Annotated in this window: 22 protein-coding genes, 3 pseudogenes and 1 riboswitch; of the genes and pseudogenes, 12 read left to right on the top strand and 13 right to left on the bottom strand. The window is 68.5% G+C overall.

Annotated features, from left to right (window positions below):
* Nucleotides 1-91 precede the first annotated feature (91 nt).
* Both AC1C2U_RS16575 and AC1C2U_RS16570 read left to right on the top strand, forming a co-directional pair.
* Complete coding sequence (locus tag AC1C2U_RS16575; RefSeq protein ID WP_495362876.1) at nucleotides 92-1,105, top strand: carbohydrate ABC transporter permease; 1,014 nt, start codon at nucleotides 92-94, stop codon at nucleotides 1,103-1,105.
* Nucleotides 1,102-2,010 carry a carbohydrate ABC transporter permease gene (locus AC1C2U_RS16570; RefSeq protein ID WP_495362875.1) on the top strand — a complete coding sequence of 303 codons (909 nt, stop codon included), beginning with the start codon at nucleotides 1,102-1,104 and terminating at the stop codon, nucleotides 2,008-2,010. Before AC1C2U_RS16575 ends, AC1C2U_RS16570 begins: the two co-directional genes overlap by 4 nt.
* Before the next feature lie 72 nt (nucleotides 2,011-2,082).
* On the opposite strand, the gene AC1C2U_RS16565 is transcribed toward AC1C2U_RS16570, so the two are convergent.
* Nucleotides 2,083-3,816: a glycoside hydrolase family 35 protein gene (locus AC1C2U_RS16565; RefSeq protein WP_495362874.1), complete on the bottom strand. Its 1,734-nt coding sequence runs from the start codon at nucleotides 3,814-3,816 to the stop codon at nucleotides 2,083-2,085.
* A gap of 169 nt (nucleotides 3,817-3,985) precedes the next feature.
* Between AC1C2U_RS16565 and AC1C2U_RS16560 the strand changes: the two genes are divergently transcribed.
* Nucleotides 3,986-5,008, top strand: coding sequence for a LacI family DNA-binding transcriptional regulator (locus AC1C2U_RS16560; protein WP_495362873.1), 1,023 nt, complete (start codon nucleotides 3,986-3,988; stop codon nucleotides 5,006-5,008).
* Nucleotides 5,009-5,113: 105 nt separating this feature from the next.
* Here AC1C2U_RS16560 and AC1C2U_RS16555 read toward each other — a convergent pair whose 3' ends face one another.
* Nucleotides 5,114-6,862: a beta-N-acetylhexosaminidase gene (locus AC1C2U_RS16555; protein WP_495362872.1), complete on the bottom strand. Its 1,749-nt coding sequence runs from the start codon at nucleotides 6,860-6,862 to the stop codon at nucleotides 5,114-5,116.
* 97 nt (nucleotides 6,863-6,959) lie between these two features.
* On the opposite strand from AC1C2U_RS16555, the gene AC1C2U_RS16550 reads away from it, so the two are divergent.
* From AC1C2U_RS16550 to AC1C2U_RS16530, 5 genes and pseudogenes are all read left to right on the top strand, one after another.
* Complete coding sequence (locus AC1C2U_RS16550) at nucleotides 6,960-8,105, top strand: hypothetical protein (RefSeq protein ID WP_495362871.1); 1,146 nt, start codon at nucleotides 6,960-6,962, stop codon at nucleotides 8,103-8,105.
* A gap of 31 nt (nucleotides 8,106-8,136) precedes the next feature.
* Nucleotides 8,137-8,217, top strand: a riboswitch (ZMP/ZTP riboswitch).
* Nucleotides 8,218-8,284: 67 nt separating this feature from the next.
* Entirely contained in the window at nucleotides 8,285-9,559 is a 1,275-nt protein-coding gene (glyA, locus tag AC1C2U_RS16545; protein WP_495362870.1) for a serine hydroxymethyltransferase, read from the top strand.
* 122 nt (nucleotides 9,560-9,681) lie between these two features.
* Nucleotides 9,682-10,566, top strand: coding sequence for a bifunctional methylenetetrahydrofolate dehydrogenase/methenyltetrahydrofolate cyclohydrolase (locus AC1C2U_RS16540; RefSeq protein WP_495362869.1), 885 nt, complete (start codon nucleotides 9,682-9,684; stop codon nucleotides 10,564-10,566).
* 79 nt (nucleotides 10,567-10,645) lie between these two features.
* Nucleotides 10,646-10,979 (top strand): annotated as a pseudogene (locus tag AC1C2U_RS16535) (DUF6716 putative glycosyltransferase); the annotation flags it as partial.
* Between the two features lie 282 nt (nucleotides 10,980-11,261).
* Nucleotides 11,262-11,399, top strand: a complete 138-nt coding sequence (locus tag AC1C2U_RS16530) for a hypothetical protein (protein ID WP_495363117.1) — start codon at nucleotides 11,262-11,264, stop codon at nucleotides 11,397-11,399.
* Between the two features lie 41 nt (nucleotides 11,400-11,440).
* On the opposite strand, the gene AC1C2U_RS16525 is transcribed toward AC1C2U_RS16530, so the two are convergent.
* The 3 genes and pseudogenes from AC1C2U_RS16525 to AC1C2U_RS16515 all read right to left on the bottom strand — a co-directional run bounded on the left by AC1C2U_RS16525 (nucleotide 11,441) and on the right by AC1C2U_RS16515 (nucleotide 13,852).
* Nucleotides 11,441-11,977 carry a gamma carbonic anhydrase family protein gene (locus AC1C2U_RS16525; protein WP_495362868.1) on the bottom strand — a complete coding sequence of 179 codons (537 nt, stop codon included), beginning with the start codon at nucleotides 11,975-11,977 and terminating at the stop codon, nucleotides 11,441-11,443.
* 9 nt (nucleotides 11,978-11,986) lie between these two features.
* A pseudogene (locus AC1C2U_RS16520) lies at nucleotides 11,987-13,282 on the bottom strand (APC family permease).
* 81 nt (nucleotides 13,283-13,363) lie between these two features.
* The gene (locus AC1C2U_RS16515; protein ID WP_495362867.1) at nucleotides 13,364-13,852 is read right to left on the bottom strand and encodes a hypothetical protein; all 489 of its coding nucleotides are present in this window, start codon (nucleotides 13,850-13,852) and stop codon (nucleotides 13,364-13,366) included.
* 151 nt (nucleotides 13,853-14,003) lie between these two features.
* Here AC1C2U_RS16515 and AC1C2U_RS16510 point away from each other — a divergent pair.
* Together AC1C2U_RS16510 and AC1C2U_RS16505 are read left to right on the top strand one after the other, a co-directional pair.
* Nucleotides 14,004-14,474, top strand: a pseudogene (locus AC1C2U_RS16510) (YbaK/EbsC family protein); the annotation flags it as partial.
* Between the two features lie 763 nt (nucleotides 14,475-15,237).
* Complete coding sequence (locus AC1C2U_RS16505) at nucleotides 15,238-15,798, top strand: helix-turn-helix domain-containing protein (RefSeq protein WP_495362866.1); 561 nt, start codon at nucleotides 15,238-15,240, stop codon at nucleotides 15,796-15,798.
* 110 nt (nucleotides 15,799-15,908) lie between these two features.
* Here AC1C2U_RS16505 and galK read toward each other — a convergent pair whose 3' ends face one another.
* Together galK and galT are read right to left on the bottom strand one after the other, a co-directional pair.
* Entirely contained in the window at nucleotides 15,909-17,057 is a 1,149-nt protein-coding gene (gene galK, locus AC1C2U_RS16500; RefSeq protein WP_495362865.1) for a galactokinase, read from the bottom strand.
* Entirely contained in the window at nucleotides 17,054-18,160 is a 1,107-nt protein-coding gene (gene galT, locus AC1C2U_RS16495) for a galactose-1-phosphate uridylyltransferase (RefSeq protein ID WP_495363108.1), read from the bottom strand. Before galT ends, galK begins: the two co-directional genes overlap by 4 nt.
* 140 nt (nucleotides 18,161-18,300) lie before the next feature.
* Between galT and AC1C2U_RS16490 the strand changes: the two genes are divergently transcribed.
* On the top strand, nucleotides 18,301-19,146 hold the full coding sequence (locus tag AC1C2U_RS16490; protein ID WP_495362864.1) for a DeoR/GlpR family DNA-binding transcription regulator: 846 nt from the start codon (nucleotides 18,301-18,303) through the stop codon (nucleotides 19,144-19,146).
* On the top strand, nucleotides 19,143-20,075 hold the full coding sequence (locus AC1C2U_RS16485; protein ID WP_495362863.1) for an aldose 1-epimerase family protein: 933 nt from the start codon (nucleotides 19,143-19,145) through the stop codon (nucleotides 20,073-20,075). The genes AC1C2U_RS16490 and AC1C2U_RS16485 overlap by 4 nt, the downstream gene beginning before the upstream one ends.
* 748 nt (nucleotides 20,076-20,823) lie before the next feature.
* Here the strand turns inward: AC1C2U_RS16485 and AC1C2U_RS16480 are convergent.
* From AC1C2U_RS16480 to AC1C2U_RS16455, 6 genes are all read right to left on the bottom strand, one after another.
* The gene (locus tag AC1C2U_RS16480; RefSeq protein WP_495362862.1) at nucleotides 20,824-21,381 is read right to left on the bottom strand and encodes an RNA polymerase sigma factor; all 558 of its coding nucleotides are present in this window, start codon (nucleotides 21,379-21,381) and stop codon (nucleotides 20,824-20,826) included.
* Nucleotides 21,378-22,190 carry a hypothetical protein gene (locus AC1C2U_RS16475; RefSeq protein ID WP_495362861.1) on the bottom strand — a complete coding sequence of 271 codons (813 nt, stop codon included), beginning with the start codon at nucleotides 22,188-22,190 and terminating at the stop codon, nucleotides 21,378-21,380. The genes AC1C2U_RS16480 and AC1C2U_RS16475 overlap by 4 nt, the downstream gene beginning before the upstream one ends.
* Nucleotides 22,141-22,842 carry a DUF2975 domain-containing protein gene (locus AC1C2U_RS16470; protein ID WP_495362860.1) on the bottom strand — a complete coding sequence of 234 codons (702 nt, stop codon included), beginning with the start codon at nucleotides 22,840-22,842 and terminating at the stop codon, nucleotides 22,141-22,143. The genes AC1C2U_RS16475 and AC1C2U_RS16470 overlap by 50 nt, the downstream gene beginning before the upstream one ends.
* A gap of 399 nt (nucleotides 22,843-23,241) precedes the next feature.
* Entirely contained in the window at nucleotides 23,242-23,619 is a 378-nt protein-coding gene (locus tag AC1C2U_RS16465; RefSeq protein WP_495362859.1) for a hypothetical protein, read from the bottom strand.
* The gene (locus AC1C2U_RS16460) at nucleotides 23,612-23,755 is read right to left on the bottom strand and encodes a hypothetical protein (RefSeq protein ID WP_495362858.1); all 144 of its coding nucleotides are present in this window, start codon (nucleotides 23,753-23,755) and stop codon (nucleotides 23,612-23,614) included. The genes AC1C2U_RS16465 and AC1C2U_RS16460 overlap by 8 nt, the downstream gene beginning before the upstream one ends.
* Before the next feature lie 318 nt (nucleotides 23,756-24,073).
* On the bottom strand, nucleotides 24,074-25,252 hold the full coding sequence (locus tag AC1C2U_RS16455) for a MarP family serine protease (protein WP_495362857.1): 1,179 nt from the start codon (nucleotides 25,250-25,252) through the stop codon (nucleotides 24,074-24,076).
* Nucleotides 25,253-25,370: the final 118 nt, after the last annotated feature.

The following is a 25,370-nucleotide window of genomic DNA, read 5'->3' as shown; positions in this document are numbered from 1 at the left end:
CGAGCCGACGATTGATCGCCACGGCGGCGGATCACATGACGTGTCGTGGGATCCGCCGCCGAATCGAGGTTGAAAGGAGAGACCGACCACAATGACCGTTTCCACTCAGGCCCGCGCCGGCAGCAGAGCAGACGCCGGGAGCAGGAAAGACGCCGGGAGCACGAAACGCGCCCGGGGCACGAACGGCGGGGCCACGAAGCGCAGCAGGAGCGCCCGCCATCAGGCGTTGACCGGCTGGATGTTCATGGCGCCGTTCTCCCTGCTCTTCATCGTCGTCTTCCTCGTGCCCATCGTCGTGTCGATCCGCTCGTCGATGTTCACCGAGCTTCCGGCCGGTGACGGGCTGTACGGCGGCGGTGAGCTCGTCGACACCTTCGTCGGCTTCGACAACTTCGCACTCGCGATCGGCAGTGCCCCGTTCTGGGCGGGCATGGGGCGGGTGCTGCTGTACGCGCTCTTCCAGATCCCCGTGATGATCGTGGCCGCGCTCGGGCTGGCGCTCCTGCTCGACACCTTGATCGTGCGGCGGCCCGGCTTCTTCCGCCTGGCGTTCTTCCTGCCGTTCGCGATCCCCGGTGTCATCGCGGCGATGATCTGGCTCTACCTCTACACGCCCGAGGTCTCGCCCTTCATGCAGTACCTCCCCGAGGGCACGAACTTCATGGCGCCGGGCACGATCCTGGCGTCCATGGCCAACATGACCACCTGGACGTACACGGGCTACAACATGCTCATCTTCCTCGCGGCGCTGCAGACGATACCCAGAGACCTCTACGAGGCCGCCCGCCTCGACGGCGCCTCGGGCTGGCAGATCGCGACGCGCATCAAGATCCCGCTCGTGCGCGGTGCGGCACTGCTCGCGGTGCTGCTGTCGATCATCGGCACCATCCAACTGTTCAACGAGCCGGTGATCATGGAGAGCGCGAACCCCTGGATGGGCAAGGCCTTCACACCGATGATGTTGACGTACAACTCGATGATGGGTGCGGTCTCGCCGTCGGGCACCGGTCCGGCATCGGCCTATTCGCTGCTGATGGCGGTCATCGCGGGCGTGCTCGCGATCGTCTATGCGCTGCTTCAGCGGCGGAAGGGAGCCTCGGCATGAGCAGCGGCACACTCATCGAATCCGCGAAGCGTCGCGCCCGCAAGGCCGCGCCCGACCGCCCGCCGAAATCCGAACTGCCGGGCCCCTTCGCCCGCGTCATCGGCGTCGCAGTGCTCGTCGTGGCGACGCTGTATTTCCTCGCGCCCGTGCTGTGGGTCATGATCGCGTCGACGAAGAGCAATCGCGATCTCACCTCGTCGTTCGGGTTCTGGTTCGCCGAGTGGAACCTGCCGGCGAACTACGAGAGCCTCATGGTCTGGACCCAGGGCATGTTCTGGCAATGGGTCGGCAACTCGATCTTCTACTCGGTCACCGCCGGGGTGATCGGCACACTCTTCGCCGTGATGGCGGGATACGCGATCGCCAAGTTCGTCTTCCCGGGCAAGACGATCGCGGTCGGCGTCATCATGGCCGGCCTGCTCCTGCCCGTCGCACTGCTCACGGTGCCGCTCTACCTCGAGTTCCATGCGCTCGGTCTCGTCGACACCCCGTGGGCGATCATCATCCCGTCGGCGGTCTCGCCGTTCGGTGTGTTCCTCGGCATCGTCTACGCACAGGACGCGGTGCCGGCGGAACTGCTCGAGGCGGCACGGATCGACGGAGCCGGGGAGATCCGCATCTTCTTCACGATCGTGATGCGACTGCTGGCTCCGGCGATGGTGACCATCTTCCTGTTCATCTTCGTGGCGACCTGGAACAACTTCCTGTTGCCGCTGATGATGGTCTCGTCAGCGGAACTCAAGCCAGTCACACTCGGCTTGTTCGGCATGATGAGCTACTTCGCGCCGGCCAAGGGCGCGGTGATGCTCGGCGCACTGCTGGGCGTGGTCCCGCTGATCATCCTGTTCTTCAGCCTGCAGCGCTTCTGGCGTTCGGGCCTGGCGGCCGGAGCAGTCAAGGGCTGATCCCTTCGACACCTCGCTTCGAACAGGAAGGCCCGCGGCGAATGCCGCGGGCCTTCCTCGTCTGAGGCTCGGTCAGGAGCCGATGAACTCTTCGACCGCGCCGAGTTCGGGCTGGTCGCGCACCTCGACGGTGCCGCCGAGCTGCTCGAGGTCGAGCACGCGCACGGTGTTGCGTCCCGCGCGCCAGAGCGGGGCCGGGGCGTACAAGGTCGTTTGCGGGCCGACGTTCCAATAGCGGCCGATGAGGAATCCGTTGACCCAGACGAAGCCCTTGACTCCGCCGGGGAAGGCGAGCCACGCGTCGGCGGGTTCGGCGACGTCGAACCCGGCCACGGCGTATCCGTCGGCGCCTGATGCTCCGGCGGGCTCCGGCGCCGCCATCGGGATGACCCGGTGGGTCCAGCCGTGGGCGTAGCGACGGCCGAGGAGGACGCCCTCCAGAATGCCCTTGTGCTCGCCGATCTTCGGACCGTAGTTGATTCGACCGACGTTCTCGACGATGAGCGTGACGACGACCGGCCGCTCGGAGACTGGGAGCACGGTGCTCGTCTCCCCGTCGCGGTCGAGTGTGGCGACACGGTTCCCGTCGATGAAGACGGTGGCGCGGTCGTGGAGACCCTTGAGGGCGAGGACGTTCTCACCCTCCTCGACGACGACGGTCGTCTCGTAGGCGATGAGGCCCTCCGCGACGCCGATCTCCTCGAAGGTTGCGGGGTGGGGGCGAGGATCGCTCGCGGCGAGCGCACGGACTGCCTCGATGAGCGATGCCTCGGGCGCGAGGGACACCGTGCGAGGTGCCTGGAAGCGCGGCGCATCGGGCAGCTCGGGCAGCGGTCCATCGTGGAAAGGAGCGAACGAAGCGCGCAGTGCCTCGAACTTGGCGCCCACACGGCCGTCTTCGGCGATGGGCGCATCGGAGTCGTAGCTCGTGGCGGTCGGCTGGATCACGCCGTCCCAGTTGGCACCGTTCCACAGACCGAAGTTGGTGCCGCCGTGCGCCATGTAGAGACTGACGGAGCCGCCCGCGGCGAGGAGCTCGTCGACGGTGCCGATCATGCTGGGGGCGCTGCGCACGTGGTGCTGCTCACCCCAGTGGTCGAACCACCCGCCCCACAGCTCGCTGCAGACGAGCGGGGTGTTCGGGGGGAGGAGGTCGACGGCCGCCGACACACCCGTGCCGAACGTGAAGCTCGGCATGGCGCCCTCGACCGAGCCGTAGGCGTGCATGCCCGCAGTGATGCCGTCGGCGGTCGTGAGGAGTTCGACGATGCCGTACCGGCGGAGCAGATCGCGCTGGTGGTGCAAGTGTTCACGGTCGGTCCCGAACGAGCCGTATTCGTTCTCGATCTGCACGGCGACGATCGGGCCGCCGTGTGCGGCCTGCAGGGGAGCGAGTCGGGGGAGGAGCTCGGCGTACCAGCTCTCGACTGCGGCGCGGTACGCAGGGTCGCTGCTGCGAATGCTCCGGGTGCGGCCGGTCAGCCAACTGGGCAGGCCGCCGTTGGACCACTCGGCGCAGATGTACGGACTCGGCCGCACGTACACGTCGAGACCGATCTCGCCGGCGAGGCGGATGAACCGCTCGATGTCGCGCCATCCGTCGAATCGCGGCTCGCCTTCGATCTCCTCGTGGAAGTTCCAGGCGACGTAGGTGTCGACCGTGTTCGCCCCCATCGCGGCGAGGCGACGGAGTCGGTCCTCCCACTGCTCGGGGTGCACCCGGAAGTAGTGCACCGCCCCGGCGAGCATCCGGTGAGGGAGACCGTTGCGCAGCAACACGCTGTCGCGGTATGTGAGCGCAGCCACTTGATCAACGCTGGTTCGAGTGTCGGTCGCGGTCATCGCGCGGCCCCCCTTGAATCGCGGGCAATGTCGCCCGATTGAGAAGAATGTTTGCGTTCACATTATCGCGCAATCCAACGTTCGTCGGACTCGCCTTCGTCGCACACGAGTGAACGCTCACTACGATGGGTCCATGCCACGTCGTTCACCGGAGGAGCGCTCGCCGAGTCAGGTCGACGTCGCACGCGTCGCCGGCGTGTCGACGCAGACGGTCTCGCGAGTGATGTCGGGTCACCCGAACGTGCGCCCCGAGACGGCGCATCGGGTGATGGCGGCGGTCGACGCCGTCGGTTACCGACTGCATGCGGCGGCGGCGTCGCTCGCTTCCGGTCGCACCCGCATGCTCGGCGTGATCCTCGTCTCCACGGCCCGCTACTCGACGAGCGCGATCCTCCTCGGAGTCGAATCGGTCGCCGCCGAAGAGGGCTATGCCGTGACGACCGCGAGTGTGGCGCAGCATTCTGCACCGGCATCCTTCCTCGAAGCGTTCGATCGCCTCGAGGGCCAGGGGGCGGAGGGCATCGTGATTCTCGCGCCGGTCGGCTTCCTCGCAGAGGCCCTCGGCTCGCGCACCGAGCGCACGCCCACGGTCGGCCACCGGCAGGCCGACGGGGTCGGCGCAGATGCGCTCGTCGATCAACGCGCGATCGCCAGGGCGGCGACCGAGCATCTGCTCGACCTGGGCCATCGCACGGTCTGGCATATCTCCGGCGACGAGTTCTGGCAGGAGTCGAACGCGCGCCGCGAGGAGTGGGAGACGGTGCTCCGGGAGCGCGGGGTCGCGCCGCCCCCGGTGGTCCCCGCCGATTGGTCACCCGAGTCGGGCTACCGCGCCGGGCGCACGATCGCGGCGATTCCAGACGTCACGGCGGTGTTCGTGTCGAGCGACGAGATGGCCTTCGGCGTCATCCGCGCCCTGCACGAGGCTGGGCGCATCGTGCCCGACGACGTCTCGGTGGTGAGTGTCGACGACATCGCGCTCGCGGCCTATGCAGCGCCTGCCCTCACGACGGTGCGCCAGCCCTTCGAAGACGTCGGCCGCGCCACGGCGAAGCGCGTCATCGAGATGATCGAGAAGCGCGAGCCCGTCGCGACCGAGCCGCTTCGCCCCGAGCTCGTCGTGCGGGCTTCGACGGCGCCGCCGCCGGAGGCGTAGCACGCAAGACCGGCACTGCGAGCGGATGCCGCGGCGTCCGGGTCGACGCGACATCCCGCGCCGAAGCGGCATCCCGCAGCCCGCGGCCTCCTCGCACCCGGCGCGCTACTCGACCCATGGCACCCCGCCGACCTGGTGGTACGAGACGCCGAGTGCGTCGAGGTGCGTGCCGAGCCACGCGAGGCGGGCGTGGAAGCCGGCCTCGTCGCGTGCGCCGCCGCCGGCGGCCGCCGCCGACCACGCGATCTCGGCGATCGCCGTGATGCGCGGGAACACCATGAACTCGAGCTCGGCGATGGTCGCTGTCGTCTCGGTCCAGATCGGCGTCGCGATGCCGAGGATATCGGACTCGTCGAGGCCCGGAATCGTCGACGTCGGCTCCCACGCGTACGCCTCTTCGAGCGTCGTCGGACCGTCGGCCCACCGGGTGCCGAGCGAGCCGCCGAGCGGACCTTCGGGGTCGTCGGGGTACATCATGTCGAGGTAGGTGACGTCGGCCGGCATGAGGATGACCTCGCCGCCCTGCTCCACGAACGAGGTCGTGAGTTCTGCGGTGTTCTCGCGCGGCTCGGTGAAGTCCCAGTACTGGCCCACCGTGCCCGGCGGCAGCTCGGTCGAGACGCCCATCTCGTGGTACGCGATCACTGTCTTGCCGGTGGCGGCGCCCGCCGCGGTGATCCGCGCGACGAGATCGAGGTAGTCCTCGGGCGACGTCGCGTGCGGTTCGTCACCGCCGACGTGCAGCCATGGCCCGGGTGTCATCTCGGCAACCTCGCGGGTGACGTCGGCGAGGAACCGGTCGGTCGCCTCTGCGCGCTCGGGCGAGGCGCAGAGTGACGAGAACCCGACCTCGATGCCCTCGTAGGGCTTCGGCGCGACTCCGTCGCAGTTGAGCTCCGGGTAGGCGCTGAGCGCGGCGTTCGTGTGCCCGGGCAGGTCGATCTCGGGCACGATCGTCACGAAGCGCTCGGCCGCGTAGTCGACGATGCGTGCGTAGTCGGCCTTCGTGTAGAAGCCGCTGCCGTCGCCCCCGACCGAGGTCGACGCGCCGATGCCGGTGAGCTCGGGCCATGAATCGATCTGGATGCGCCAGCCCTGGTCGTCGGTGAGATGCAGGTGCAGCACATTGAGCTTCAGCAGCGCGATGCGATCGATGTGGTCGAGCACGTCTTCGACGGGGAAGAAGTGGCGCACGACATCGAGCACGGAGCTGCGGTAGGCGAAGCGAGGGGCATCGGTGACGGATGCCGCGGGCACGATCCATCCGCCAGAGGGCGCACGCGAGGCATCCGCTCGCTCGATCTCGGCTGGCAGCAACTGTCGCAGCGTCTGCGTGCCCCAGAAGAGTCCGGCCGGGCTGGGCGCTGAGATGCGGACGCCGTCGGCGCCGCTCGCGAGCGAGTACGCCTCGTCGGAGTCGGCGCTGAAGGCCGCTCCGTCGTCGATGACGAGTGCGATGTCGGCGCCGTCCTGAGCCTGTCGAAGGGATGCCGCGGCGTCGCCCTCGACGACCGGCAGGTCGAATCCCGTGGCGATGCGCGCTTGCGCGGCGAACGTCTCGGCGACGGCTGCGGCATCGCCGGTCGCGACGAAGCGGGACTCCTCGGTCAGTGTGAACGGCGAGCCGCCGGTGAGTTCGAGTTCGGCCGGAGCCGGAATGACGCCGGTCACGGGGCGTCCGTCGTGCTGCGGGTCGAGGGTGCAGCCGCCGAGGGCGAGTGCGATGCCGACGACGCCGGCGACGACGAGGTGAGCGCGGCCCGATTTCATCGGTCGGCCGGCGATGGCGTGGCCGATGCGGCGGCCGCCACGCTCGCCGCGGTCGATTCGGGTGGAGCTGCTGCGTCGGTGCATGCGTCCTCACTCGTCTGGAGGTAAAGAGCCCTAACTCCCACATAGTGGCATGATTCGTCGGCGGGCGGCGATACGCTCGGGCCCGGAACGGAGACGAATGACGACCACTCTGCCAGCGCTCCCGGTTTCGGTCGACCAGGTCGACTTCAGCGCGCTCGAAGCCCCCATCGAACCTGTTGCGCTGCAGGCGTTCCGGCAGACCGCGAAAGCGCCCGGGTCGCCGTATGCGACGGCAGGCACGTCGGCGATCGCCGTCGTCTTCTCCGTGATCCTGGTGGTCGTCGTCTTCACGATTCTCGGCATCGTCTTCGGCGGCCTGTACTTCTCCGCCGCGAGCTCGGGTGATGACCTGCCGATCGTGCTGTTGATCGCGCCGGTGTTCGTGATCGTCGCCCTCGCCGTCGGCATCAACGCCATCGTGCGACGGGTGCGGCGCGGCAGCAAGTGGCATCGCTGGTTCCGGCTCGACGGCTTCGCCGCGGCGAACGGTTTCGGCTACGCGATTCGCACCGCGAATCCGAACTATCCCGGCGTCGTGTTCGGGCGGGGTCGCAACCGGGCGACCTACGACCGGCTGCAGTCCGCTCGCGGTCGATTCGTCGATCTCGGATCGTACGAGTACACGACCGGGAGCGAGAAGAACGAGCGCACCTCGCGGTGGGGGTATATCGCCGTGGCCCTCGACCGCCCGGTGCCGCACATGCTGCTCGACGCCCGCGCCAACAACGGGATGTTCGGCAGCGGTCTGCCTGCGGCGTTCGAGCGCAGCCAGGTGCTGAGCCTCGAGGGCGACTTCGACCGCCACTTCACTCTCTACGCCCCGCATGAGTACGAACGGGACGCGCTCTACATCTTCACGCCCGATCTCATGGCCGTGCTGATCGACGAGGCCGGCGAGTGGGATGTCGAGCTCATCGACGGCTGGCTGCTCTGCTACTCCCCGAACCCCATCGACCCGCTCGACTCCGCGGCATGGGGTCGCGCGCTCCGTGTCGCCGACGCCGTCGGCACAAAGGTGCTCTCGCGCACGCAGCGATATGCCGACGAGCGCGCAGTCGCCGCCGCGCCCGAGGCATCCGCTGCTCCCGCGCCGCAGGCGGCGCAGCTGTTCGCGACGCCCGCCGCACCCGTCATCGCCCCGGGCGGACGGCGTCTGCGGGGCGGCATCCGCTGGGCGAGCGTCGTCGGCGTCATCGGCGTGATCGCGTGGTGGCTCGTGTCGACGTGGATCATGTCGCGCTGAATTCCTCGGCGCGGCGCATCCATTGCTAAGCTTCCAACGTCGCGACTGGCGTTGAGATGGATACCATCGGGGAGCGACTGGCACGGACCGACCGAACGCCTGGGCCGGTACGCATACCTCGGCGCTGGCGCGCGCGAGGCAGCACCCAAATAGGTCCGTTTGTCATGAAGGAGCCAGTCTTGGCCGAGTCTGTTTTCAACGCCCCCCTGTCCGAAGTCGACCCTGAGATCGCCGAGGTTCTCGAGCTCGAGCTCGGTCGCCAGCGAAACTACCTCGAGATGATCGCGAGCGAGAACTTCGTTCCCGTCTCCGTGCTGCAGTCCCAGGGCTCCGTGCTCACGAACAAGTACGCCGAGGGGTATCCCGGTCGCCGCTACTACGGCGGCTGCGAGTACGTCGACGTCGCAGAAGAGCTCGCGATCGCCCGTGCGAAGTCGCTCTTCGGCGCCGAGTACGCGAACGTGCAGCCGCACTCCGGTGCGACCGCCAACGCGGCCGTGCTCTCTGCGATCGCCACTCCAGGCGACACCATCCTCGGCCTCGAGCTCGCGCACGGCGGCCACCTCACGCACGGCATGAAGCTCAACTTCTCGGGCAAGCTCTACAACGCCGTCTCGTACGGTGTCGACCCCGAGACGTTCCTCGTCGACATGAACGTCGTGCGCGACAAGGCCCTCGAGCACAAGCCGCAGGTCATCATCGCCGGATGGTCCGCCTACCCGCGCCACCTCGACTTCGCCGCGTTCCGCGCGATCGCCGACGAGGTCGGCGCGAAGCTCTGGGTCGACATGGCGCACTTCGCCGGCCTCGTGGCCGCGGGCCTGCACCCGAGCCCGGTACCGTACGCCGACGTCGTCTCCTCGACCGTGCACAAGACGATCGGCGGCCCGCGCTCGGGCTTCATCGTCGCGCGCGACATGGCGCTCGCGAAGAAGCTCAACTCGAACGTGTTCCCGGGTCAGCAGGGCGGCCCGCTGATGCACGTCATCGCGGCGAAGGCCACGGCGTTCAAGATCGCGGCATCCGAGGAATTCAAGGACCGCCAGGAGCGCACGATCCGCGGAGCGCAGATCCTCGCAGCTCGCCTGACCGCCGACGACTCGCGCGCAGCGGGCATCGACGTGCTCACCGGCGGCACCGACGTGCACCTCGTGCTCGCCGACCTCCGCAACTCGAAGATCGACGGTCAGCAGGCCGAAGACCTCCTGCACGCGGCGCTCATCACGGTCAACCGCAACGCGGTGCCCTTCGACCCGCGCCCGCCGATGGTCACCTCGGGCCTGCGCATCGGCACGCCCGCGCTCGCCACCCGCGGCTTCGGCGACACCGAGTTCACCGAGGTCGCCGACCTCATCGCGCTCGCACTGCAGGGCGAAGCGGATGTCGCGACCCTCCGCTCCCGTGTCGAAGCCCTCACAGCGGCGTTCCCGCTGTACCCGGGCCTCGCACAGTAGCTCGCCGCCTTCCCCACTTTTCTCAGGAGTTTCGGGCGCGACACGCTGTGTTCGGCCCGCCGACACCGGCGTGTCGCCCGAAATCTCCTGAAAAAGGTGAGGTGAATGAAAGAGAGAGACGAATGACCGCGATCACCCTCGACGGCGTCGCCACCGCGACGGCCGTCAAGTCCGAACTCGCCTCCCGCATCCAGCAGTTGAAAGCGCACGGCGTCGTACCCGGGCTCGGTACGCTCCTCGTGGGCGACGACCCGGGATCGCGGTCGTACGTCGCGGGCAAGCACCGCGACTGCGCCGAAGTCGGCATCGATTCCATCAGGGTCGACCTGCCGGCCTCCGCGACCACTGCCGACGTGCGCGCGGCGATTCGCGACCTCAACGCGGCATCCGGCGTCACCGGCTACATCGTGCAGCTGCCTCTGCCGGCCGGGCACGACGAGAACGCGATGCTCGAGCTCATCGACCCCGACAAAGACGCCGACGGGCTGCACCCCACGAACCTCGGCCGGCTTGTGCTCGGCATCGAGGGGGAGCTTCACTCGCCCCTGCCGTGCACGCCCGCCGGCATCGTCGAGATGCTACGGCGCTACGACGTGCCGATCCGGGGCCAGCACGTGACGGTGATCGGACGCGGCCTGACGGTCGGGCGCCCGCTCGGACTGCTCTTCACCCGCAAGGGGATCGACGCGACGGTCACGCTCACGCACTCGCGCACGCAAGACCTGGCGGCCGAGGTGCGCCGCGCCGACATCGTCGTGGCGGCGGTCGGGGTGCCGCATCTCGTGAAGGCCGACTGGGTGAAGCCCGGCGCGGCTGTGCTCGACGTCGGCATCACGCGCGTGCAAGACGAGGACACCGGCAAGGGCAAGCTCACGGGCGACGTCGACCCGGCGGTGGCTGGCGTCGCCGGTCACCTCTCGCCGAACCCCGGCGGTGTCGGGCCGATGACCCGCGCGATGCTGCTCGCGAACGTCGTGAAGGCCGCGGAGCAGCGCCTGCACCGGTAGTCGACCTCCCGGTCGCCCGGTGTTCACCACGCGTGCACTGGGCGGCCGTCTTGCGCGCGGAGCTTCGCGCCCATAGCACGTGTCACTCTCGCCGGAGCGCCCGTCGACGGCCCCTTCGCGCGTTCGTCGCTTCCCCGGACTGACGATCCCCGCCGAGCCGAAGGCGATCGTCTACCGCGAGCAGGTCGATCTCATCGTGCTGCACAGCCGCCGTGAGGTGCGCGAGTTCCGCGCGGACGCCGAGAGTCTCGGCGTCGCGGTCGAGTTCGGCCTGGCGACGCTCCCGTTCCTCCCCGATGAGGCGCTGGCGGATGTCGCGGCCGACGAATCCCGGACCGACCTCGTCTTCGCGGCGCAGGCGAAGGCGACGCCCCTCGCGTCGCGTGGTGGTGCAGGTGCGGGCGCGCCGAGGCGAGGCGCAGACGCACGCCGAGGCGTTCGACTACGCCGATCTCCTTGCCGACCCCGAGGTGCGACGCGAGTTCGGCGGCACGCTGCCGCCGAACCCTGGTCGACCCGTCACCCTGATTCGGGGTGGCTCGCGGAGAACTACTTCCATGGGCGCGAGCACGACGACTGGGCGCAGCACCTCGACGCGCTCCTCGCGCGTCGTGCGGCGACGGCCCCTCGCCCCGCGTGATCGGGCGCACAACCTGACCGGCGGTGCGCTGCGTCGAGCTTTCGAGCGCAAGCGCATGCTCGGTGAGCACGATCGTTCGATCGTGGGTGCCCTGTCGATGCTCGTCGCGATTCCGGCGCGGTGGGTGGTGCGTCGTGTGCGCAAGGTGCGGCGGCGCGTCATCGAGTTCCGGACCGGCCCCGTCGAGGCGTGAACCAGATGCCGAGGCGTGAATCCCTTCGGGGCGCCGAGCGTTCAGTCCACGGGAGTGGAGTGCGCCTCGACATGGCGGAGGTACGCCGCGGCGTTGCGCTTGATGCCCGCGCGTTCCGTCTCGCTGAGTTCGCGGCGCACCTTTGCGGGTACCCCGGCGACGAGTGAACCCGGCGGCACGACCGTGCCCTCGAGTACGACGGCGCCGGCAGCGACGAGGGATCCGGCGCCGATCACGGCGCCGTTGAGCACGGTCGCGCTCATGCCGATGAGACAGTCGTCTTCGACGGTGCAGCCGTGGAGCACCGCGCCGTGGCCGACCGAGACCCCGCGTCCGATGGTGAGCGGGTAGCCCGCATCGACGTGGCAGACGACCGTGTCCTGCAGGTTCGCGTCTTCGCCGAGGATGATCGGTTCGGCCTCGGCGCGGAGCACCGCGTTGTACCAGACGCTCGAACCGGCGGCGAGCCGCACATCGCCGACGATGACTGCGCCGGCGGCCACGAAGGCGGTCTCGTGGAGCACGGGTGCCGGCACCCCGGCGATGGTCAGGATGCGAGCCGAGGGGTCTGCAGTCATGCCGTCAGCCTACGCGCGGCGATCGGGCGACCCGCTCCGGCGCGATCGCGCACCTCGCGCACCTCGCACGATGAGCCGGTACGCAGCGCCGACGGCGAGCACGGCGACGCCCGCCACGATCGAGACGAGCGGCAGGGTCGCGACGAGCACGAGGCATCCGATCGCGCCCGCGACTGAGAGGGTCCGCGGTACCCGTCGTTCCTGTCTCGGCTGCGTGAGCGCCGCGGTGTTCGCGACGAAGTAGTAGAGCAGCACGCCGAACGAGGAGAACCCGATCGCCCCGCGGAGGTCGACGGTGGCGACGAGCACGATGACGACGAGCGCGACGGCGATCTCGGCGATGTGCGGCACCTGGAAACGCGGATGCACCCTGGCGAGCGCCCGCGGCAGCTCGTCGTCGCGCGCCATTGCGAGGGCAGTGCGACCGACGGCCGCGATGAGTGCGAGCAGCGCCCCGAGCGCGGCGACGGCGGCTCCGATGCGCACGATCGGGGCCGCCCACTGCCAGCCCGCGGCCTCGACGACGTCGACGAGCGGGACGACGGATGCCGCGAGCCCGTCGGCCCCGAGAGCCACCGCCCCGACGGCGGCGTACACGACCACGGCGATGCCGAGCGCGATGCCGATCGCCCGGGGAATGGTGCGCGCGGGTTCCCGCACTTCTTCACCGAGCGTCGCGATGCGCGTACCCCGCGAACGCGAAGAAGAGCAGTCCGGCCGATTGCAAGATGCCGAACGAGCCGTGGTCGAGCGACTCGGAGTCGAACACCAACGGCTGGCTCGTGATCGCACCCGTGCCGTTGAGGACGCGGCCGCACCGGCTGTGATGACGAGCACGAGCACGGCGAGCACGGCGATGACGATGACGGTCGCCGCCCGGGCGGTGCGGGTGATGCCGCGCAGGCTCAGGGCGGCGATCGCGATCACGGCGAGCACCGCGAGTGGACGCTGCCACTCCAGAGGCGCGAGGTAGGCGGCGAAGGTGATGGCCATCGCTGCGCAGCTCGCGGTCTTCCCGATCACGAAGCTTCACCCGGCGAGGAATCCGGGCCACTCGCCGAGCCGTTCTCGGCCGTAGCGGTACGCACCGCCCGACTCCGGGTACCGGGCGGCGAGCTGCGCGATCGAACCCGCGTTGGCGAGGGCGACGAACGCCGCGATAGCCAAGCCGATAATGAGGCCCGCGCCCGCGGCCTCCGCGGCGGGCGCGAACGCGGCGAAGACGCCGGCACCGATCATCGCCGCGAGCCCGATCGAGACGGCGTCGCCCAATCCGAGCCGACGGGCGAGGACGGGTTGGTTCACGCTCGCACACTCTGGCATCGAGCTGACGTGCCGGTGGCGGTCCGGGCAAACTCGCGGTCGGTTGTCAGTCGCGCTGGCTCGTCACATCGTGCCGAGGGCCCATGGCGAACACTCATGATGTTCGATGCAGACGCGGATCGCGACGGCACGGCCGTCGAGGTGCTCGCTCAGTTCGATCGCGAGCACTCGATCGGTGGCGGGGCTGACGAAGCGATTGCGGTGCGTGCCGGCGACGACCACCTCCGCCCGGGCCTCATGCCCGTCGTCGGATCGATCGTGCACCACGAGCTGGTTCGTGCCGGCGTTGAGTTCCGCCGTGTAGGCGACGCCCTCGCGAGCGTTCGTGTTCCGGATCTCGGCCGTGACATCGAATGCGTCATCATCATCCCGCCCCGCCGTCGCCGCCCGCGCGCTCAGCCGCTCGCCGGCATCGTACGCGAGCGCCTCGCAGGTCGTGATCCCAGTCGTTGCGCATGGGTCGTCGAACATGTGCTCGTCCGGCGCCGGCGACGCCCCGAACGTCATCGCGCCCGCGACGATCGCCGCCGCCCACTGCATCCTGATCCCCATCGGTGCCCCATCCGTCGTGACAGTCCCGTCACTGTGCATACGAGCTTGCCGCGGGGCGCTTTCATCCGGCTTTCATGTGCCCGCGAACGGATGTCTCGCGCCCCCCTCCATCGATGTGCCGCCGCGCGGCCTCGTCGCTAGGATCATCCGCATGCCGTCACCTGCGCACCCCGCTGTCGACCGTGTCTCCGAAGCCCTCGCCGGGCACGGGCTCGCCCCCGAGATCGTCTGGTTCGACGACGCCGTCACCACGGCTCAGCTCGCCGCCGATGCGCTCGGCGTCGGCGTCGGTCAGATCGCGAATTCGCTCGTCTTCACGATCGACGACGCGCCGATCCTCGTGCTGACTTCTGGATCGCACCGAGTCGACACCGAATGGCTCGGGCGACAGTTGGGCGGCGTCATCCGTCGTGCCGCGAAGGAGACGGTGAAGGAGGCGACCGGTCAGGTGATCGGCGGGGTCGCCCCGATCGGCCATCCCGCGCCGGTGCGCACGATCGTCGATGTGCAGCTCGCTGAATTCTCGGTCGTCTGGGCCGCCGCGGGGCACGCAAAGACCGTGTTCCCGACGTCGTTCGACGAACTGGTACGCATCACGGGCGGCACACCGAGCGCGGTCGAGCCTCCAGCGGTCGAGTCTGCGGAGAAGACGGGTGCGGCGGAGACGGGTGCGGCGGAGACGGGTGCGGCGAAGAAGGGTGCGCCGGAAACGGGCGCGGCGTAACGTCCTTGCCCGCCGCCGCCGCCGCCACCTCCTCGTCAGTCCCGCCTCGATTCCGACGGCCGCGCCCTTCCGTTGTGCGAGCTTGGCGTGTTCCGGTCTGTTCCGGTCTGCTCCGGTTTCGGTGGGTTCGGTTCTGTCGCTCGCCGCGGTGCACGAGCATCGCGAGCGCGGCGTCTCCGGCGCAGCCGGTTCAGGTGTTGATGCGTCACACGCATCAACACCCGAACGTGGTGGGGGTGGTTGAGTGTTGATGCGCCACACGCATCAACACGTGAACGTGGTGGGGTGGTTGAGTGTTGATGCGTGGAGTGCATCAACGCGTGAACGTACTGCGCCTGGCCGCGTTTTGATGCGCCACACGCATCAACACGTGAATGTTGGAGACCCGACCGGTCTGATCTGACGAGCACTTCGGGGCCGTTGGTGATGGTGGAGTGCGGCGGTCGCCAGAGAGTGCCTGCGGGCGCGGGAGGGTCAAGCGCCGGCGACGTTGGTCTGGTGTCGATGTCGGTGGGGTTTGCCATGCTCCTTCCGAGGAGGCGCATGCATGAACGGAGAACCGACTGAAGTTCGCCAGAACGTTGGTGATCTCCAATCTGATCGCGAATCTTCAGGCGGACAGAGAGCGCCCGACACGCGATCGGGAATGGATGTCGCGGGCATGGTGATGCGAGTTCGACGCGCCCGCGACCTGAGTCAACGGGAGCTCGCTGCGGCAGTCGGGCGCGATCAGTCGCAGATCGCACGGATCGAGGCGTCGCGGTCCGGTGTCGATCTCGAACTGCTGGAGCGCATTCTGGGCGTCGCGGGCATGCGCATCGCCGTGATCGACGGCGACGGCGCCGAGGTTCGACCGATCGAGGCCGACACGATTCGCGATCGCGCAGGTCGGCGGCTGCCCGCGCATCTGGATGTCAGGACAGTGGCCGACCGCCCGAGATCCGCGTGGCTCACGGCGCACCGCGACGAGGTGAGGCGTACGGCGTGGTACCACCAGCGCGCCGAACGTGATCGGCGGCGGTCCACGTCGGCTGTCCATCCGATCGACGACCAGCCGACGCGACGCACGCTCGAGGCGTTCGAGCGAACGCGACTCAACGTGCGATTGCGAGGCTCGGCGCTGAAAGCTGCGGTGCTGATCGAGATGACGTGCGAATGCCCCGACCTGTGCTGGGGAAGCCGCGGCTGCGTCGCCGAGTGCGGATGCCGCTGTGGGGGCTGACCGCCGCACTGCACACCATGCGCGAGCATGCTCGACCGGCAACATGACTGCCCGGCGACCACGACCGACCGTGGGGCAGTGCACCGGTGCCCGGCGCGATCCTCGAGCGGTCAGGCGTCGCGTCGTGCACCCTGCGCGGCGTGCACGGTGAACACCGACGGCTCGCGGTAGCCCTGTTCGGCGAACACCGCGAGTACCTCGCGCGTCACGACCGGCACGAGTGCGTCGACCATGAGCGCGATCGCCGCGCCGCCGAAACCGCCACCGGTCATCCGAGCGCCGATCGCTCCGGTGGCCTGCGCGGTCGCGACGGCGAGGTCGAGTTCGGGTACCGAGATCTCGAAGTCGTCGCGCATCGAGACGTGGGAGGCGTCGAGGAACGGCCCGATCGCGCCGGGCCCGTGCTCGCGGAGAGTGCGCACGGTGTCGAGCACGCGCTGGTTCTCGGTGACGACGTGACGCACGCGGCGGAAGGTCTCTTCGTCGAGCAGCTCGGCAGCCCGTTCGAGGTCGGCGGGTCGGATGTCCCTGAGCGAGTCGACCCCGAGCGCCCGAGCCCCGGCCTCGCACGACGCCCGGCGGGCGGCGTACCCGCCCGAGGAGTGCTCGTGCGCGACTCGCGTGTCGATCACGAGCACCGAGAGACCGTCGGCATCGAAGCCGAGCGGGATGACGTCGGCGTCGAGGCTGCGGCAGTCGAGGAAGACTCCGGCGTCGGCTTCACCCAGCAGCGATGCCGACTGGTCCATGATGCCCGTCGGTGCGCCGACCGCCCGGTTCTCGGCGAGGCGGCCCACCTTCGCGAGCGTGGGCCGGTCGAAGCCGAGACCCCAGTGCTCGTCGAGCGCGAGTGCGACGGCGCATTCGATCGCGGCCGATGACGACAGGCCCGCGCCGATCGGCACGTCGGAAGCCACATAGAGGTCGACGCCCCGCACGTGTTCGAGGTCGGCGCCGAATTCGCCGAGTGCCCATGCGACGCCGAGCGGGTATGCGGCCCAGCCGGTGACGGCGTCTGGAGTCAGCTCATCGAGGTGGATGGTGACGGCCTCAGGCGAGAATGTCGAGGCGACGCGGATGACCCGGTCGTCGCGGTCGCCGAGGGCGACGGCGGTGCGCCGGTCGATCGCGAAGGGGAAGACGAATCCGTCGTTGTAGTCGGTGTGCTCGCCGATGAGGTTGACTCGGCCGGGCGCCGACCAGACGCCCGCGGGGCTCCGGCCGAACCACTCTGCGAACCCGTGTGCCGCCTCGCTCATACTTCGGCCTTTCCGATCGCGGCGCGCAGCGCCTCTGCCTGGGCTTCCGGGGGGACATCCCCGATCCATGCTCCCATCGCCGCTTCCGACCCGGCGAGGTACTTGAGCCGGTCAGCGGCTCGCCGCGGACTCGTCAGTTGCAGCATGAGTCGCACGTCGTCACGTCGTTCGTGCACCGGCGCTTGGTGCCACGCGGCGATGTACGGCGTGGGTGTGTCGTAGAGCAGGTCGATTCCGCGCAGCAGCCGCAGGTAGATCGACGCGAGTTCGTCGCGTTCGGCGAGGCTCGTCTCGGCGAGATCGGGCACCTGGCGGTGGGGGAGGAGGTGCACCTCGATCGGCCACCGGGCGGCGAACGGCACGAAGGCGGTCCAATGCTCGCCGGCGAGTATGACGCGCTGTCCGCTCCGTTCGCGTTCGAGCAGGTCAGCGAAGAGCGTGGGCCCGTAGGCGTCGATCGAGGCGAGCAGCCGCTCGGTGCGCGGCGTCACGTAGGGGTACGAATAGATCTGGCCGTGGGGATGACCGAGCGTCACGCCGATCTCGCGCCCGCGGTTCTCGAACGGGAACACCTGCTGCACGCCCGGCAGCGACGACAGGGCTGCGGTGCGCTGTGCCCACGCTTCGATCACGGTGCGCGCGCGGGAGAGCGTCTGCGTGCCGAACGATCCCTCGTGCTCGGGGCTGAAGCAGACGACCTCGCAGCGGCCGATCGAGGGGTGCGTGCGCTCGAGTCCGACGCGCCGGAGCTCGGCGAGGGCGTCGGCATTCGAGGCATCCGCTTCGCCGAGCGCCGGCCCGAATGACGGCGACCGGTTCTCGAAGACGGCGACGTCGTAGTTGCTCGGAATCTCCGAGGGGTTGCCCGGTCGTTGCGGCGCGAGCGGGTCGAGGTCGGCGGGCGGCAGGAAGACGCGGTTCTGGCGGGCTGCGGCGATCGAGATCCACTCGCCGGTCAGCGGGTCCTGTCGCATCTCGGCGTTCGCCGGGCGGGGGTCGAGCACCCGCTCGTCGACGCCGCGCCCGGGCGGCAGCGTCGAGTCGGCGTCATCGAAGTAGATGAGTTCGCGCCCATCGGCCAACCGGGTCGTGGTCACAGCGATGCGGGGGTCGACGAGCGGGGCGGATGCCGCTTCGGCGACGTCGTTCGAGTCGGTCACGCGGCACACCCTACGCGTCTTTCGTTTCGCAAACAACTCGGTTTCGTATTGCAAAGTAGGCCGGTAGGCCGCATGATTCCCTTATGACCGATGCAACCGCGCGCGCGAGCGGGCAGCCCGACGTGCTGCGGCGGCGGGAGCTTGCGCTCGCCCTCGTCGCCGAGCGCGGCTTCGTGCGCGTCGCCGAGCTCAGCACCGCATTCGGCGTCACCACCGTCACCGCGCGCGCCGACCTCGACGCGCTCGAACGTCAGGGCGGCATCCGGCGCGTGCACGGCGGGGCCGTGCCGGTCTCCTCGCCGCTTGCGACCGAGCGCCCCGAACGAGAACCGAGCTTCGAAGAGGCGCTCGAGGCATCCGTGGTTCCGAAGCGGCTCATCGGCGAGCTCGCGGCTTCACTCGTCAAGAGCGGGCAGAGCATCATCCTCGATGTCGGAACGACGACGCTGCAGGTCGCCCGCGCCTTGCGCGCGCGTGCCGAGCTCGACGACGTCGTGATCTTCACCAACGGGCTCTCGATCGCGCTCGAGCTCGAGGCCGAGATCCCGCGCTTCACGGTCGTCGTCACCGGCGGCACGCTGCGGCCGAAGCAGCACTCGCTCGTGCACCCGCTCGCGGGCTCGATGCTCGATGAGGTGCACGTGGATCTGGCCTTCATCGGCTGCAACGGCGTCGACCCCGTGCAGGGCGTGACCAACGCGAACCTGCCCGAGGCGGCGGTGAAGGCGCTCATGATGAGAGCCGCTGCGCGCTCGGTCGTCGTCGCCGACGCGACGAAGCTCGGCGAGGTCCATCTCGGCAGGGTCGCTCTCATCGATGCCTTCGACGCGCTCGTCACGGATGCCGCGGCGCCGCGGCCGATCGTCGCCGAGCTCGAGGACGCGGGGCTCGCGGTGCACTTCGCACGAGACTCTAGAGTGGATCCATGACCCTTCCCACGGGCGAGCAATTCGCCCTCGAGACGTCGACGTCGAGCGGGGACATCCGTGCGACGATCACCGCCGTCGCAGCAGGCCTCCGCACCCTCAGCATCAATGGCATCGATCTCGTGCCGTCGTTCCCAGAAGACCAGGCGCCGCCCATGGGCGCCGGCATCGTGCTCGTGCCGTGGCCGAACCGCATCCGCGACGGGCGGTGGAGCCACGAAGGCGTCGAGCACCAGCTCGCGATCACCGAGCCGGCGCGGGCCAACGCCATCCACGGCCTGCTGCGCTACACCGAGTACAAGCCGATCTCCCGTGAGCGCGACTCCGTGACCCTCGCGGCGACGGTGTATCCGCAGCTCGGCTATCCGTTCCTGCTCGGCACTGCCGTGCACTACGAGCTCGTGGCCGACGGCCTGCGCGTCACGCACTTCGTCGAGAACCTCGGCGCCGACCCCGCGCCCGTCGCGATCGGCACCCACCCCTACCTGAAGATCGGCGGCGTGCCGACAGCTGACCTCACCCTGCGCCTCGACGCGGCGAGTCACATCGAGGTCGATGGCCGACTGCTGCCCACGGGCGAGGTGCCCGTCGACGGCACCGAGTGGGACTTCCGTGAGGGCCGCAGGGTCGGCGATGTCTCCCTCGACGACGCCTTCGGTGAGCTCGCGAGCGAAGACGGCCAGGTGCTGCACACGCTCACCGCGCCCGACGGCCGCAGCGTCTCGATCTGGGCCGACGACGAGTTCGACTACGTGCAGGTGTACACCTCGCGCGAGTTCCCCGGCGAAGACGGAGACGTCGCGATCGCCGTCGAGCCGATGACGGCGCCGGCGGAGGCGTTCAACTCCGGCCGGGGCCTGCGCTGGCTCGATCCCGGCGACGAGTGGCAGGTTTCGTGGGGCATCCGCTTCGAGGGGTTCACGGCGGAATAGGCAAAGGCCTCTCTCTCTCGACGAGGCATCTTCCGCTACGAGGGGATTCGGGTGCATCCGACCACGGTCGTGCCTGCAACGGAGGGTCGGGCTGGTCGTGCGAGCACCGTCGCGTTGCGCGGCGACGCTCAATAGAAGATCATCAGTGCAGCCATCCTGCCTTCTTGTTCGTGCTCGTTTGCTCGGTCGTCGCGATCTCAGACTCGGTCTCGCGGTCCTGCGCCTGCGGTGGTTCAACCAGAACGTCAGCGAAGACTTTCCTCGCACCCTTTGTCATCGCTGGCGACTTGCGACTCCCGGCCGGCAACGACGCGGAAGCCTTCGTCGACGCAGACGACATCGCTCTACAAACGGCCGAGCAGTTTCTGCGCACGCCTTGGCGTGCATCGCGAATGCCGGTCGACCATCTGACGTCCGCATGCGGATCGACTATAGGGCGCCCCTCTTCGAGGTTTTCATACCGAGTTCTTCCCTAGTCCCACAGCGTTTCGGGTAGCCGGGGGCAGGCCTGTTCCAGATCTGCTAATTCAGCTTCTGTAGCGGCGCCCTCATATGCCTCGGCGTGAGGAAGCCATGGCTCGTCGTAGTACGACTCACGGAATTCCTGCCTGCTGGGAGCGGTGGGAGTCTCGAAGCCGCGTTCGCGTTGTCCGAGATATCGATCGGCTTCGTAGGGGGCAGATCGATTGCGGCGGGGTCGATCGGCTGGACATTCACGAGTGCTGCTCCTTGTGTGAGTCGGGTGTTTCTACAGCTCGGTTATGACCGTCGTAGTTCGCACATCCATGGGTGTCGGGCTGAGATCGGCGCGCAGGAGTTCACGGGCGCGTGCGTACCGTGAACGGGCGGTCGACGCGGAGGTTCCTGTCATGGTGCTCGCGTCGGCGAGACTGAATCCGTCCCAGTGGATCAGTCGGACAAGTTCCTGGAGCTGGCGAGGCAGTCTCGCTATCGCGGCACGTATGTGCGCGGACTCCTCGAGCGACTCCGTCTCGCTCGGCGTGACCAGATTCGCGCGGGCGAGTTCGTCGCGAAGCCGCTCGACTGCCGCGTGCCGGCGCCGGCTCGCGCGGTAGGAAGCGGATAGGACCCGGGAGGCGATGCCGTATAGCCATTTTCGGGCTTCGGTTTCGTCGGCGGGGAGCCGGTCGATGCGTTTCCAGGCGACGATCATGGTCTCGCTGAGGAGATCCGCCGCGTCTGCGCGAGGCTCAGTGCGTCGTTCGAAGTAGGCGAGGAGGTCGGGCGCGTTCGCGCGAAGGGCGCTGGTGAGTTCCGCCGTGCGCGGGCCTGACGCGCGGCTCATCGATCGGCCCCGTCGCATTGGCCGCCCGATTCCAAGGACACATCCTCGGTGGGAAGGCCGAGGCTCGCGACGTGCTCCACCATGAGCTCGGAGATGGCCATGTGGCGCGCCGCGGACTCGGGATTTCTGGGTCCTCCGCCGTTACGGGTCAGTTCGGCGAGTTGCGCCGTGATGTCGACGGCGCTGATGTCGAGCGTCGCGAGGTACTCCTGTGCAGCCTGCAACGACGGCGAATCCAATTCTGATTCCCGCTCTGAGATCGAGGCGGGTACCACACGGAGTCCTTCATGGCAGAGCTCGTCGCCCCGCGAGTACGACGTCGTGTTGTCCGTCCACCCGAACCACGCGAGCACGCCGGGTGTGGCCGCGGCGAGAGAGGCCCCACCCGCGAGTGCGAACACGATGAAGCCGCCGGTTACCATCGGGCGCCACCGGCGTCGCGCCGTCAGCGGCTGTGCATCAACCAGGTCATCCAGCGCGGATGTTAGGCGTGGGCTGCGCTCTGCCAACTCGGGCTGCGATCGACGCAGCAGCTCATCCAGATCTTCGTTCACCGTGCAGCCCGTCCAATCGTTCGACTTACACATATATGTCCGCCGGCGCCCGAAACGTCCATACCGCTCTCGAAGCTCAAATCCGAACTCAACGCGCTGAACCAGGAATCCCATCCTGAAGAAGGACCACGTGCACAGCCGCTCGCCGTGGTCGGTGCGTGTTTCGGTAAGGGACCGGCCTGCGGGTGAGCTGAGAGCGCCGAGGCTAGTGGCGAGCATCGGCAGGATGCGGCGCCCGCTCGTTGCCATCGTCAAGTGTGAATTCCAACGCCTTGCGTCTCAACACGATCGCGCAGATGACGACCGCGACGGAGACGAGGAGACCGAAGAGCATCGGTGGACCGCCGACGCCTGCGACGGATCCGGCATGTACGAAGACGCCGGCGAACAGTGCGCCCGACGAACCGAAAGCCACAGGTAGGGCGATCGCCCACCACTTCTTTCGCTGGGTGCGGATGTTCGTGGCCGCGGCCGATAGCACCTGCCATGCGGCCAGCAGGGCCAGCTCAAACAGTCCGATCGCGACCCCGACGACGATGACGTATGGACGCGCCAGGCCCGCATATTCGGGATATCGGGCTGCAGACTCTGCAGCAACGCTGGGAACGACCCAGAACTGCATCAGCAGGGCGACGACGAACAGTGCACCCAACGCGATCCGCACCACTGGAACGTTCTGCTTGGACATGATCATCAGAATCGTCTCGCCTTCGTCATTGACACGATAGTGACGATGAGGTGAGCCGTGCGGGACAGATCTGGACCGCGCGCCGCGCGGCAGGTTTTGACCGCTTCGCCAGCAGTGTTCAAAAACCGTCGTTTGTGCCCGCGCCCAAGTCCATACGCGGTTCACAGAGCAATAACGATCGGGTCGGGCGTGACCACACTCCGCCACGATGGGCACCATGGCTCTCTTCTTTCAGACGGTGGCGCTGCTTCTTATTGCCGGTGGCGCAGCAGCAGCGATCACGGGGTGGCTCCTCGAAGCAGGACGGAAGGTGCGACAGGCCTTGGAGACTCCATTCGTTGGATCGGAATCCTCGGCCTCGTGATCGGGCTACCGATGCTCCTGCTATACGGCCTTCCAAGCCGTATAACGTCTCAGAGACGCTCATTTCTGAGCGAAACGTTGGGTCGCCTCGTATCTCAGGGTGTGACGGGGGAGTCCAGGATGGGAGCGACGAACTGGCAAAGCGGTAAGAAGCCAATCCATTGGCCGTGGGGGATTGCGATTGTCGCCACACTGCTCAGCGGACTGCTCCTTTGACTCGCCAACCTGGGATTTGCCACTCATGCGCAACCCACGTCAGGCGAGCCATGCCCCGCCAACAGGCTGGATGAAGATCCAGACGAACGGGAGCGTGACGAGCGCCATGAGCAGGACACCAACGAGGATCGTAAAGAAGACGCTGAGTCCGCCACGCCGGGCGATGATTCCTCCGACGATGGCGCACCCGATCACCAGAATCGACGCAAGGAGCCCGCCGAGCACCACCCCGAACATTGCTTCGCTTGCGTGGCCCTGCGAGGTCGAGTCGGGGTTGCCGGCATACGTGTTCGCAACCGCCAGCCCCTCGAGACTGATCGCGAGGGGAAGGAACAACAACACTGCGCCCAGACCGAATGTGAGCACCAGCCACGGAACCGGATGCCGCATAGCCGGGGCAGAGCGCAGTTCACTCATCGAGGTATGGAATCGCGGCACCCTCAATGCAGCCCATGAGCGCATCGTTGAACGCCGGTTCGGCCGAGTAACTACTGTCGGCCGGACTCACAGCGCCATCCGGTGCGGCCACGACAGCCCAGCCCTTCTCAGCCATGCACGTCATCATGAATTGTTGGAAAGCCTCAGGATCGGCTCGAAGCCCGTCGCTGGCTTTTTCCGGCGGGTTGGACGTCGGTACCTCCGCGGACGCTCCGACGTCGCTCTCGGTGCTCGTGCAGGCGGTGAGCGCTGCGACGGTCAGAAGGACGACTCCGGCAACTGAGAGCATGTGCGATCGCAAGTCTTTGCGCATGGCCGCAATCGTATGGGCTCATCGCTTCCGGCCACGGTCGATAACCGTCGCTTGCGGGCCGCCCGCTTCCCTCATCGAACGGCGCGGGCGCTCTTCGCCCCCGGCTGAATAGGCACGGGCTCAACCGACGACGCACGCTCCCGAGTCCACAGCCCTGCTGAGATTCGGCGCGTCGCCGGCGAGCGGCGCGAGGGTCGATGCCGGAATCGCGAAGCCGACGTTGTCGACAGCCTCCGATTTCGCGAAGACCACACCGCCGACGGCGCCGTCCCCGGTGAGCACCGGCCCGCCCGAATTTCCGTGGTCCACATCGGCGGCGAGCGTCATCACGTTGCGCGTCGAAGTGCCGTCGGCAACCGAGATCCTAAGCGGCCCGCTCGCCATGACGTTCGCCGGGCGCAACTCGAATGGCCCGCCGAACGGGTACCCGGCGACGGCGACCTCTTGGCCCGGTGTTGCCGTTGCGAGCGCCAGGGGCGGCGTCGCGAGTCCGTCGACGGCGATGAGCGCGAGGTCGTGCGTGTCGTCGTAGGCCACGACCCGCCCCGGAAGCGCGGGTTGGCCCGGTGCCTCGACGATCGGCTCGGTGACGCCGGCAACGACGTGGGCGTTCGTCACGATGCGGTCGGGTGCGACCACGAAGCCGCTGCCCGACAGGGTCGAGCCGCACTGGAACGCGCTGCCGGTGACGCGCACCACGGATGCCGCGGCGCGGGCGAGCTCGGCATCGTCGACCTCGAACGTGGGCAGTGCCGGGCTCTCCGTCGGGCCGTCGAGCACGTCGACGAGCCAGGGGATGCCCTCGCCGAGCGCGGCGGTTCGGATCTCGGCGAGGAGTGTGCGGGTCGGTGCCGGCGTGACGGCGTCGAGGCTCTGCAGCATCCGCGATCCGGCCACCGCGGGGGAGAGCACGGGGACCCCCATCGCCGAGACCCCCGAAGCGACGAGTGCGACGACGAACGCAGTGACGAGCAGGTTGCCGAGAGCACCGAGGACTCGGTCGAGCACCCCCAGCTTCACTGCCCGCGCGCCGTGCCGGAGGGCACGGCCCACGACCGCGCCGAGCCACCCACCGAGGCTGAGCAGCACGATGGCGACCGCGATGGCCGCGGGCGCCCGCCACTCGGGCCAGGCGACGACACCGGAGATCCAGGGCATGACGAAGTACGCGGCGATTCCGCCGGCGACGAGCCCGATGAGTCCGGCGGCCGTGCGCAGCAGGCCCGCGCGCGACCCGTTCACGACGGCACCGATGAAGACGAGCACGAGCGCGATGTCGAGCAGGATGCTCCAGACCACTGTGGCTCCATTCGTCGGCGGCGGGCGGGGATCTCCAGCCTGCGGCATCCGTCTCTGAGAGTGCTGAAGGCGCGCACACGGCAGGGCGGGTTCTCCGCAACCCACGACCGAACCGATC

It is taken from the genome of Agromyces sp. Y575, assembly GCF_059445445.1.
Note: the sequence above shows the minus strand (reverse complement) of the source record. Positions and strands in the feature narration are given on the sequence as shown.

Bases quoted from the DNA above. Each gene is read 5' to 3' on its own strand.
- AC1C2U_RS16575 (WP_495362876.1), top strand. From the start codon at position 92: ATGACCGTTTCCACTCAGGCCCGCGCCGGCAGCAGAGCAGACGCCGGG.
- AC1C2U_RS16570 (WP_495362875.1), top strand. From the start codon at position 1,102: ATGAGCAGCGGCACACTCATCGAATCCGCGAAGCGTCGCGCCCGCAAG.
- AC1C2U_RS16560 (WP_495362873.1), top strand. From the start codon at position 3,986: ATGCCACGTCGTTCACCGGAGGAGCGCTCGCCGAGTCAGGTCGACGTC.
- AC1C2U_RS16555 (WP_495362872.1), bottom strand. From the start codon at position 6,862: ATGCACCGACGCAGCAGCTCCACCCGAATCGACCGCGGCGAGCGTGGC.
- AC1C2U_RS16550 (WP_495362871.1), top strand. From the start codon at position 6,960: ATGACGACCACTCTGCCAGCGCTCCCGGTTTCGGTCGACCAGGTCGAC.
- AC1C2U_RS16540 (WP_495362869.1), top strand. From the start codon at position 9,682: ATGACCGCGATCACCCTCGACGGCGTCGCCACCGCGACGGCCGTCAAG.
- AC1C2U_RS16530 (WP_495363117.1), top strand. From the start codon at position 11,262: ATGCTCGGTGAGCACGATCGTTCGATCGTGGGTGCCCTGTCGATGCTC.
- AC1C2U_RS16525 (WP_495362868.1), bottom strand. From the start codon at position 11,977: ATGACTGCAGACCCCTCGGCTCGCATCCTGACCATCGCCGGGGTGCCG.
- AC1C2U_RS16515 (WP_495362867.1), bottom strand. From the start codon at position 13,852: ATGGGGATCAGGATGCAGTGGGCGGCGGCGATCGTCGCGGGCGCGATG.
- AC1C2U_RS16505 (WP_495362866.1), top strand. From the start codon at position 15,238: ATGGTGATGCGAGTTCGACGCGCCCGCGACCTGAGTCAACGGGAGCTC.
- galK (WP_495362865.1), bottom strand. From the start codon at position 17,057: ATGAGCGAGGCGGCACACGGGTTCGCAGAGTGGTTCGGCCGGAGCCCC.
- AC1C2U_RS16490 (WP_495362864.1), top strand. From the start codon at position 18,301: ATGACCGATGCAACCGCGCGCGCGAGCGGGCAGCCCGACGTGCTGCGG.
- AC1C2U_RS16485 (WP_495362863.1), top strand. From the start codon at position 19,143: ATGACCCTTCCCACGGGCGAGCAATTCGCCCTCGAGACGTCGACGTCG.
- AC1C2U_RS16480 (WP_495362862.1), bottom strand. From the start codon at position 21,381: ATGAGCCGCGCGTCAGGCCCGCGCACGGCGGAACTCACCAGCGCCCTT.
- AC1C2U_RS16470 (WP_495362860.1), bottom strand. From the start codon at position 22,842: ATGGTGCCCATCGTGGCGGAGTGTGGTCACGCCCGACCCGATCGTTAT.
- AC1C2U_RS16465 (WP_495362859.1), bottom strand. From the start codon at position 23,619: ATGAGTGAACTGCGCTCTGCCCCGGCTATGCGGCATCCGGTTCCGTGG.
- AC1C2U_RS16460 (WP_495362858.1), bottom strand. From the start codon at position 23,755: ATGGCTGAGAAGGGCTGGGCTGTCGTGGCCGCACCGGATGGCGCTGTG.